6 protein-coding genes are annotated in these 10,335 nt (G+C 35.2%); 1 reads left to right on the forward strand and 5 read right to left on the reverse strand.

Going from position 1 to position 10,335, the window contains the following annotated elements; translation table 11 throughout:
• The first annotated feature begins 614 nt into the window (after nt 1-614).
• Complete coding sequence (locus tag ACEN2H_RS15205) at nt 615-1,118, forward strand: CAP domain-containing protein (protein WP_441733827.1); 504 nt, start codon at nt 615-617, stop codon at nt 1,116-1,118.
• Between the two features lie 89 nt (nt 1,119-1,207).
• Here the strand turns inward: ACEN2H_RS15205 and ACEN2H_RS15210 are convergent, their stop codons facing one another.
• The 5 genes from ACEN2H_RS15210 to ACEN2H_RS15230 form a co-directional block, all read right to left on the reverse strand.
• Entirely contained in the window at nt 1,208-1,882 is a 675-nt protein-coding gene (locus tag ACEN2H_RS15210; protein ID WP_441733829.1) for a hypothetical protein, read from the reverse strand.
• 459 nt (nt 1,883-2,341) lie between these two features.
• Nucleotides 2,342-4,279, reverse strand: a complete 1,938-nt coding sequence (locus ACEN2H_RS15215) for an OmpA family protein (protein ID WP_441733831.1) — start codon at nt 4,277-4,279, stop codon at nt 2,342-2,344.
• A 32-nt stretch (nt 4,280-4,311) separates the two neighbouring features.
• On the reverse strand, nt 4,312-4,716 hold the full coding sequence (locus tag ACEN2H_RS15220) for a tetratricopeptide repeat protein (RefSeq protein WP_441733833.1): 405 nt from the start codon (nt 4,714-4,716) through the stop codon (nt 4,312-4,314).
• A gap of 20 nt (nt 4,717-4,736) precedes the next feature.
• Entirely contained in the window at nt 4,737-5,645 is a 909-nt protein-coding gene (locus ACEN2H_RS15225; RefSeq protein WP_441733835.1) for a PorP/SprF family type IX secretion system membrane protein, read from the reverse strand.
• A gap of 157 nt (nt 5,646-5,802) precedes the next feature.
• Nucleotides 5,803-10,335: DUF7507 domain-containing protein (locus ACEN2H_RS15230; protein ID WP_441733837.1), on the reverse strand; the 4,533-nt coding region annotated here is incomplete at its 5' end.

A 10,335-nucleotide genomic window follows, 5' to 3' on the forward strand; every position in this document is an offset into this window, starting at 1 on the left:
GCAAAGATATTTACTTATTTTGTATGTTTGTAAAACTTAAAATGTTAAAGTCCGATTATTAGGGGGTTAGACCAATAAGAGAGAATACTACAACTGCCAAAAGTACTGTACTAATATTTTCGCAAAAATATAATTTAATTTTTTTTAAGCTAGAGGCTGTTTTTCCCAAATCGCAGTCTCTTTTTTTGTGATTTTTTTTTACAAATGTTATCCATCATTTATCATTATTTTAGTCTTGCAATTATATTTTTATATCTCCTATGAAAGTTATAATCAGTTTTCGACATGTTGTGTATCATCAATAATATTCTGGTTATAAATCAATAGTTATTGAATAAACTCCGTTTCCATTTAGCAAGTTAATCGGCTTGTTGTTTCCCTTGATATTATTTATAAATGCTGTAATACAATATAAGATAATTTCTTAATATAAATTTAATATCACATTAATTATGTAAGATTTATATTAATTTAAGTACTATTTTATGTATTTCATCGATTAAATTAGTTGTTTTATCGGGTTTGCGTGTATATTTGAAAAGAATTAAAATACATACAATTTTAACCTAAAGAAGTTTGCCCCACAATCTACTTTAAACCTAAACTACCATATTATGAAAAAATTTATACTACGTGCAGTATTTTTGTCAGCAATAATATTCACAATGAATTCTTGCTCTTCTGATTCTTCAGAAGCATCTGCGGTAGAAGCAAAATCTCAAGAGGTACTAAATTATAATTATAGAGCAGACGAATTAGAGACGATGAAGTTAATAAATGACTATAGAGTTAGTGTCGGTTTAAATACTTTACAAAAGATAAACCATATTTCATATAAATCTGAAGAGCACGATCAATATATGATTGCCAATAATGTTGTTAATCATAATGATTTTGTTGCCCGTTCAGAGAACATAATCAATGTTCTGGGAGCCAAAAAAGTTGGGGAGAACATAGCGTATAATTATAGCTCGCCTCAAGCAGCTTTTAATGCATGGTTAAATAGTCCTGGTCACAAAGAAAATATAGAAGGTAATTTCACTCATTTTGGAATCGCCATAAGAGAGAATACTACAACTGGCAAAAAGTACTATACTAACATTTTTGCTAAAATATAATTTAATTTTTTTTAACTGGAGGCTGTTTTTCCCAAATCGCAGCCTCTTTTTTTTATAATAGATATTGATTAGAAGCACTTATATAAATTTTATTGACGGTTATCATTTTCGGATAATTGATTAAACCTCGCCAGCATTTCGTTGGCTTTCTCATTTTCACCAATTGCTTTTAAAGAGGCAAAGTATCGGTAATAATACTCTTGCTCTAAGTCTGAAGTGATGGCAAATAGTTCTCCATACCATCTAGCTGCTTTGTCTAATTCGTCATTAAAATAAAATGCATTTCCTAATTTCTGAAATATATCGACAGACTTGTATCCTTTCTCCGCGACTCGTTCGTAAGTTTTAATCATAAATACGGAAGCATATCCGCTTTGTCTCTTTATAGAGTCTGCTGGCTTCAAATTTGCAGGTTGCAAGTCGATGTTCGCAGAATCTGTTATTTGTTCTGTGTGGTCAGTCATAAGTTGTTTTTCTTCCGCAAACTGCTTTGTTACGACCCTTGTGTTGTTAGGCCCTAAATCGTTTGTGTTTACTAAGCTTGAGTCAGATACGTTGTAAGTAGTAGTATATCCTCCAAAATTCATGTTAATGCTTTCTTCTACATGATATTTTTTTACAGTTCTTTCAGAGCTAGAAACTATACCCGATGTTTGTATATTTTTTGTTTTCTTCTCAACTAAAGAAACGTTTTCTTTTTGAGCAAAAGAGTGTAAGGGGAAAACACTCATTATAAATATGTAAAAGAGTATGTTATTTTTCATGATATTTTTTTTTTATAATAATATTTGTACTCTGATTTGATTCTAGTTTAATTATCAAACAAGTTTTTGTAGATTTTCAAAAACTAATTTGATTAAGTACGTCTTTTTTTTACAAAGTATGCAGTATAATCTTCCTGCTAACCATACTTAAAGGTATATTAAATATGTTGTTATTATAGTTAATAAATATCTAAATTTTAGTGTTTTATGAAATTATTGATTTTTTAAAACTCTTTATATTAAATAGTTATGTTCTTTTTTTTAAGATTGTATGTTTGTAAATTTTTGATTGGTAGACATCATTATTATTAAAATTTAATACTAAAGTTTAGCTCATAAAAATCAGCTTTTATTTCTCTTATTAGATTTATACTTACAGGTATTTTGATATGGGATCAAATTAAAAACCCCAGAAGGTTTTACTTCTGAGGTTATTTTAATGTAATTTAAGTTGATTGTTTACAAATCAGTTATAAGAAACTCACTACGTCTGTTAAGTTGGTGTTCGTCTTCAGTGCATTCTACCCCGTCTGAACATTTATTTACGAGTTGATATTCTCCATATCCTTTACCTTGCAGTCGATTCTTATTCACGCCATTTTTTATTAGCCAGTTAATGGTTGATTTAGCACGTCTGTCAGATAATGCTTCATTATACTTGAATGATCCACGGCTATCAGTATGTGATCGTATGTCAAGTTTCATATTAGGGTATTGGTTCAGCACATCTAATATTTTTTCTAAATCTAAAGCTGCTTCCATTCGAATATCAGATTTATCAAAATCGAAGTAGATCATCGTAATTCCGAAACATTTCCCTAAATCATCACCTATCGCTACCTTACATTCTTCTTTTTCAAGTGCTATTGGTAAATTTGTTTTTCCGTTTTCTTTAGCAATAGTTATTTTTTCTTCTTTGGCAGTATATTCTGGTTTTTGAGCTCTTACATAATAGGTTTCCCCACATTCTACGGGAAATGAGTACATGCCTTTTTGATCAGAATTAGTGGTACCCATTAGAGTAAATCGAGAATCAAACAAACTGATTTTTGTATCCGGAAGCAGCTCTTTCGTCGCAATGTCCGTTACCTCTCCGTATAGTTCTTGCTCACAGGTAAGCCTTCTAATTTCCAAGAATTTATAAATATCATCGTACCCTTGTCCGCCTTCTCTGTTAGAACTAAAAAAACCTTTTCTAGATTTTGTGTCTATCCAATAAGCAAAGTCGTCTTTAGGAGAATTTACGTCGGCTCCCACATTCTGAACTTTATTAAAAGTTCCATCTGTATTGATCTTGGCTACGAAAACATCGAATCCACCCAGTCCGGGATGTCCGTCAGATGTGAAATAGATTTCATTTTCATCATTAACAAATGGAAAGCTTTCTCTTCCTTCGGTATTGATTGTTCTTCCTAGATTTTCGGGAATACCAAAACTGCCATCTTCATTAATTTGTACTTTAAACAAGTCGGATCGCCCTATTGCACCGGGCATATCTGAAGCAAAATAAAGTGTTTTTTCGTCAGGGCTCAAAGCAGGGTGAGCCGTACTATAATTGTCACTGTTAAAAGGAAGCTCGGTCAGCTTAGTCCAGCTTTCATTCTCTAGAGTGGCTTTGTATATTTTTACTAATGTAACTTCATTTCCATCTTTTCCTTTTTTACCGTCTAAGTAGTTGTTTCTTGTAAAATACATCGTATTCCCGTCCTTTGTAAAGGCAGGGGTGGATTCATTAAATTTAGTTTTTATATTTTTATCAAACTTATTAGGTTTTCCTAGAATCATTTCTTCCCCAAGGTCGGCGACGTATAAATTAGTGAAAGGTTGATTTGTCCAAGAATGCAGGCGATGAACTAAGCTTCCAGTATCTCTTGCTGATGCAAAAACTATTTTATCTGAATAAATGGCGGTTCCGTAATCGGAATATTGGGAATTAACTCCCGCATCCTCAATCTCGTATCTTCCAGAATTTTCTTTTATTTCCTCGAGATAGTTCCTGTTTTTTTCAAATAGTTTTGCCCTGCTGTCATTTCCGGAGGACTGATTGAATTTAGCCATCATTTCATTGGCTTTATCATTTTCGCCTATGGATCTTAAGGAGCTCGAATATCGATAATAGTATTCCGGCTCTAAATCAGTGGTCATGTCAAATAATTCGCCGTACCACTTGGCAGCATCTTCTAGTTTCGCATTGAAATAGTATGCATTACCGAGTTTTTTAAATAGCTCCTCTGACTTGTATCCTTTTTCAGCCACCCTTTCGTAAGTTTTTATGGCATCTACATAGGCATAACTGTCATACTTTTTGTCAGCAGCAGCTATTTTAGCTTTTTGTGAATAAATGTTAAATGAAAAAACACTTATTATAGTTATGCAAAAGAGTATATTATTTTTCATAATAATTATTTTTTATAAGAATTTTTGGGTTCTCAGTTTAATATGTGTTTTCGATAATTTTTGACCTCTAGGTTTTCTGATTTTTGATTTAATTTTTTAAGTATTTCAATGGCGGCATCATTTTCTCCAATAGATTTCAATGAGTTGGCATATTGATAATAATATTTAGGTTCTAAATCCCAGGTCATGTCAAACAGGTCGCAGTACCAACTTGCTGCTTTGTCCGGCTCAAAATTTGAGTAATAGGAATCCCCAATTTTTTTAAACATATCTATAGATTTGTAGCCTTTCCCAGCAACCCTTTCGTAGACTTTGATGACATTTATAGAGACAAAAGGAACTTTTATTTTCTCTGCTGTAGGGGTTTTTGCTTTTTGGGCAAAACAGTTGAGTGAAACAATACTTACTACTATTAAAGAGAATAAACTGTTTTTCATATTTTGAATTTTTATTATTTTTAGAAGAATCTTTGGGTTGTCATTTTTCTATTTTTCCTAAATAGTTCGTAGCGTAAGAAGATTTCGTGTGAACCAGAGTTATAATTGTCCAGATTAGTTGTTTCAAGATCATATCCATAACCCAAATACAAACCTTCTGTAACTTGGAACCCTACCATAGCGCTTACCGCAGCACTCCATCTATAGGCTATTCCTACTACGAGTTTGTCATCAAACATAAAGTTCCCAGACACATCTACTTGCAATGGCGCTCCCTTTACCATTTTTGTTAGTAGAGCAGGTTTAAACTTTATGTAATTGCTGAAGTCAAAAATATATCCTGCTATTAAATAGTAGTTTACTTTTTCTTTAAATATTCTAACATCATTAGCATCATAACGATTGGTTTCTAGAAAGTTGGGGACAGATAAGCCCACATAGGCTTTATCAGAATGCAGATAAACACCAGCACCTATATTAGGAGAAAATTTATTGTTGTAATCATGTAAGCTGGGGTCGTCATCTACGGGATTCAATCTCGAAACATCTAAATCAAATAAATTGGCAGTTGCCTTCATTCCAAAGGACAACTTGACTGTTTCTGATGTTGGGATAGTATACGATAAGTCAGCTGAAATGGTATTCTCTTGAATCGGCCCTATTTTATCGTTTATTATAGAAACCCCGAGGCCCAAACGGCTTTCATAAAAAGGAGTGTTCATTGATACCGCATTTGTAACGGGTGCGCCATCGAGTCCAACCCATTGGGTTCTATGGAGTGCAAAAACACTTAGAGCACCTCTAGAGCCTGCATAAGCAGGATTGATATTGATTGTGTTATACATGTATTGTGTAAATTGAGCATCTTGTTGTGCAAAACTTACAATGGCCGTGAACATAAAAACGAAGGAGAATATTTTTGTTTTCATAATAGATATTTATTAAATAAATTATCATTTAAATCATACACTTTTAAAATGTAGTTTTGATACTTTTGATTACTGATTTACGTTTAAGAGAAACAGCCTTATTAAGCGGCTATCCACTACCTGAAGACTATATTGAATCATCAGGTAGTAATACCGTTTATCGGGTTAGATATAAATATCCATCTTTTGTATTATTTTTTACACCTCCAGTACCTTCAATAGAAGTATAATTTAATATATAAAAATAGGTTCCGGTAGGTAAACCAGCAGACTGGCTTATAGTAGTTCTTCCTCTTGAAACTCCGTTAAAATAATTACTTGTATTATTATAATTTGTAGTTTCAAATACTAATACACCCCAGCGATTATAAATTTCAAGAGAATTGTTTGGATAACACAACACGTCTTCAAGATTTTCAATAACAAAGACCTCATTTATTCCGTCTCCATTAGGAGAGAATGCATTGTGAACTGTTATAGTTTGACAGCCTAAAACTATTGCAGCTTCAACTTCAGCGCTATCCTCGGCGTGTATAGGGGTTTCATTTGGCGTAAACCCATCTGCTTCGGCTAAATTTGTTACCGAACTGTTCTCTCTGTCACTTTGTGTTACAGTATAACTCTGGGTAAATTCTTGAGTACTGCCAGGTGCCAAGGATTCAATTATAGTTGTTAAGCCGGTGAGTTCATCTGTAACCGTTATTTGATAGAGGGTAACATTTCCTGTATTTCTTACCTGAATAGTGTAATTAAGAATGTCTCCTACAGAACTGTAATTTTCGTTATTGGCTGTTTTAATGACCTCTAAACCGGGGTTTTGAATAAGAGGAGTAATAGTTGGGGTATTATTCTCCACCGTGGTTCCTGAGATATCAGTAACGTCATTTTCCAAAGGATCCTTTCCAGTTACCAAAGCAGAGTTGGTTACCGATCCAGCATCGATATCAGCTTGGGTAATGGTGTAAATTCCACTCTCAGAACTATTTGTTGTTCCGGGAGCCAAAGAAGCAATTGGATTCCCCGTTAATATTAGCCCAACTAATGGATCAGTTATAATGATATTGGTTATTAAGACATTCCCCGTATTGGTTACTGTGAAATTATAATTGATTATTTCACCCGCTTGAGGATAACCATCATTATTGGTGTCACTGAAAGTACTTGTTTTCACTAAAGCAATTTCAGGAGTTTGAGAAAGCGGAGTTTCTGTAGGCGTATCATTATCAATCGCTGTTCCAGAGATATCGATAACATCATTTCCTTTTGGGTCCTGAGCAATTGCCAAAGCCGAATTGATTACTAAACCAGCATCTATATTTGCTTGAGTAATAGAATAAACTCCAGTCACATTGTTATTAGTAGCTCCAGGTCCTAAGATAGTAATTGGGTTACCAGATATGATTAAACCAATTAAAGGATCAGTTATTATAACATTTGTTAAGGTGACATTACCTGTATTATAAACTATAAAAGTATAGTTTATTGTCTCACCTACTTGAGCATAACCATCACTATTGGCATCAATGAAAGCACCAGTCTTAACTAAGGAAATACTAGGTGTTTGTGTTAATGTTGTTATTGTACAATCTGGACATTCCTCGCTAATAGGGCATGAGGTGCAAGGAGTGGGGTCAGTCGAAGTGGCACTTACGTCTGGCGCATCAGGAGGAGTTCCGGTTGCTGTTGACAAGTTGTATACTATGCCAGCGTCAATATCGTCTTGCGTGATGGCATGAACAGCTGTAAAAGTTGTGCTGTCAGAAGCCCCCGCTCCAAGAGAGGCTAATGGTCCACCAGAAATAACCGCATTATTATCGGTAATAGTGATGTTGGTAAGAGTCAGATTACCAGTATTGGTGACCACAAAGTTATAAATAACATCATCTCCAATGTTTGTTATTCCATCCCCATTGGTATCTTGATAAGTACCGTCTTTTGTGATAGCGATATTAGCTGTAGTACAAATAGGAATCACATTATTAGTATCATCAGTTGCTGAGTCACCAGATTGATCGCTTACTTGAGTATCATCAGGCGCAATACCAGTAACAGAAGCTTGGTTGGTTATGCCTCCATTATCAATATCGGACTGAGTAACAGTATACGTTGCTTTATAAACCCAAGTTTCGGTAACATCTAAGATACTGTTTTCATTAGCATCTCCACTTTGCAAGGCAATAGCAGATAGACCGGTAAGATGATCAAGAACAGTTAAATCGTGTAAACTTACATTACCAGAATTGGTCACGGTGAAGGTATAAGTTACCACATCGCCAACAACAAGAGTGGCGCATCCATTTTCTCCCGCAGTAATGTCATTTGTTTTCACAATTGCAATAGCAGGGGTGGTACAAATAGGAATCACATTATTAGCATCATCAGTTGCTGAATCACCAGATTGATCGCCTACTTGAGTATCATCAGGAGCAATACCATTTGCTGAAGCTTGATTGGTAATGCTTCCATTATCAATATCGGACTGGGTTACAGTATAAGTTGCTTTATAAATCCAAGTTTCGTTAACTTCTAATATATTGTTAGCATTTAGATCACCGCTTTCTAAGGCGATAGCAGATAGACCGGTATGAGGATCCAGAACAGTTACATCGTGTAAACTTACATTACCAGGATTGGTCACGGTGAAGGTATAAGTTACCACATCGCCAACAACAAGAGTGGCGCATCCATTTTCTCCCGTAGTAATGTCATTTGTTTTCACAATTGCAATAGCAGGGGTGGTACAAATAGGAATCACATTATTAGTATCATCAGTTGCTGAGTCACCAGATTGATCGCCTACTTGAGTATCATCAGGAGCGATACCTTTTGCCGAAGCTTGGTTGGTAATGCTTCCATTATCAATATCGGCCTGAGTTACAGTATACGTTGCTTTATAAAACCAAGTTTCGGTAACATCTAAGATACTGTTTTCATTAGCATCTCCACTTTGCAAGGCAATAGCAGATAGACCGGTATGAGGATCAAGAACAGTTACATCATGTAAACTTACATTACCAGGATTTGTAACGGTGAAGGTATAAGTTACCACATCGCCAACAACAAGAGAAGCGCATCCATTTTCTCCCACCGTAATGTCATTTGTTTTCACAATTGCAATAGCAGGGGTGGTACAAATAGGAATCACATTATTAGCATCATCAGTTGCTGAATTACCAGATTGATCGCCTACTTGAGTATCATCAGGAGCAATACCATTTGCTGAAGCTTGATTGGTAATGCTTCCATTATCAATATCGGGCTGAGTTACAGTATAAGTTGCTTTATAAACCCAAGTTTCAGTAACATCTAAGATACTGTTTTCATTAGCATCTCCACTTTGCAAGGCAATAGCAGATAGACCGGTATGAGGATCAAGAACAGTTACATCGTGTAAACTTACATTACCAGGATTTGTAACGGTGAAGGTATAAGTTACCACATCGCCAACAACAAGAGAAGCGCATCCATTTTCTCCCACTGCAATGTCATTGGTTTTCACAATTGCAATAGCAGGGTTGGTACAAATAGGAATCACATTATTAGCATCATCAGTTGCTGAATTACCAGATTGGTCTGTTACTATTGTTGTGTCAGGAGCAGTAGCAATAGCCGAAGCTTGGTTGGTAATATTTCCATTATCAATATCAGCTTGAGTAACGGTATAAGTTGCATTATATATCCAAGTTTCGGTAACATCTAAGATACTGTTTTCATTAGCATCTCCACTTTGCAAGGCAATAGCAGATAGACCGATATGAGGATCAAGTACAGTTACATCGTGTAAACTTACATTACCAGGATTGGTCACGGTGAAGGTATAAGTTACCACATCGCCAACAACAAGAGTAGCGCATCCATTTTCACCCACTGTAATGTCATTTGTTTTAACCAAGGCAATATGTGGTGCTGTACAAATAGAGATTACATTAGGTGTATTATTGGTTGTTGAATCACCCGATTGATCTGTTACTTGCGTTTCATCCGAAGCAATACCAGTCACAGAAGCTTGATTTGTAATGCTTCCATTATCAATATCTGCCTGAGTTACTGTGTAAACTGCTTCATAAACCCAAATTTCGTTAACCTCTAACAAACTGTTTGTATTAAGGTCACCACTTTGCAATTCAATTGCAGATAAGCCCGCGTGAGGGTCAGCCACAACTATATTGTTTAAGGTTTCGTTACCAAGATTGGTTACTGTAAATGTATAAGTTACAATATCGCCAACTTTTAGAGTAGCACAGTCATTTGGTCCGACTGCAATGTCATTAGTTTTTACAATTGCGATTAAGCAAGTCTTTATTGTTAGCGTAACTGGAGTACGATTTAAACTTACACATGAGGTAGCATTGTCTACCGCCTCTACATAATATGTAATTGTATTTACAGCATTTAGAGTTGGATTTTGAACAATCGCTCCATCAGTTGCAGAGTCGTACCAAATAATAGAATAACCTTCAGGAACAGTAGCAATAGCCGTTAGAGTTTGCATTGAAGGTTCTTTACATTCGGTAATATTGCCTCCAGAAACAGGCGGTGAAGGTGCTATATTATTTCTCACTACCACCTCATCAAAAGCACTACAAGTTCCATTACTTACGGTCCACCTCACTGTTGCAGTAGTACCGGCTACTAATCCAGTTACCGTTGTCACGGGAGAACTTGGCGTTGTAATTGTTGCAGTTCCACT

Source organism: Flavobacterium sp. W22_SRS_FP1, from assembly GCF_052113685.1.
Classification (GTDB): domain Bacteria; phylum Bacteroidota; class Bacteroidia; order Flavobacteriales; family Flavobacteriaceae; genus Flavobacterium.

Coding starts and splice junctions, on each gene's coding strand:
- ACEN2H_RS15205 (WP_441733827.1), top strand. CDS start 615: ATGAAAAAATTTATACTACGTGCAGTATTTTTGTCAGCAATAATATTC.
- ACEN2H_RS15210 (WP_441733829.1), bottom strand. CDS start 1,882: ATGAAAAATAACATACTCTTTTACATATTTATAATGAGTGTTTTCCCC.
- ACEN2H_RS15220 (WP_441733833.1), bottom strand. CDS start 4,716: ATGAAAAACAGTTTATTCTCTTTAATAGTAGTAAGTATTGTTTCACTC.
- ACEN2H_RS15225 (WP_441733835.1), bottom strand. CDS start 5,645: ATGAAAACAAAAATATTCTCCTTCGTTTTTATGTTCACGGCCATTGTA.
- ACEN2H_RS15215 (WP_441733831.1), bottom strand. CDS start 4,279: ATGAAAAATAATATACTCTTTTGCATAACTATAATAAGTGTTTTTTCA.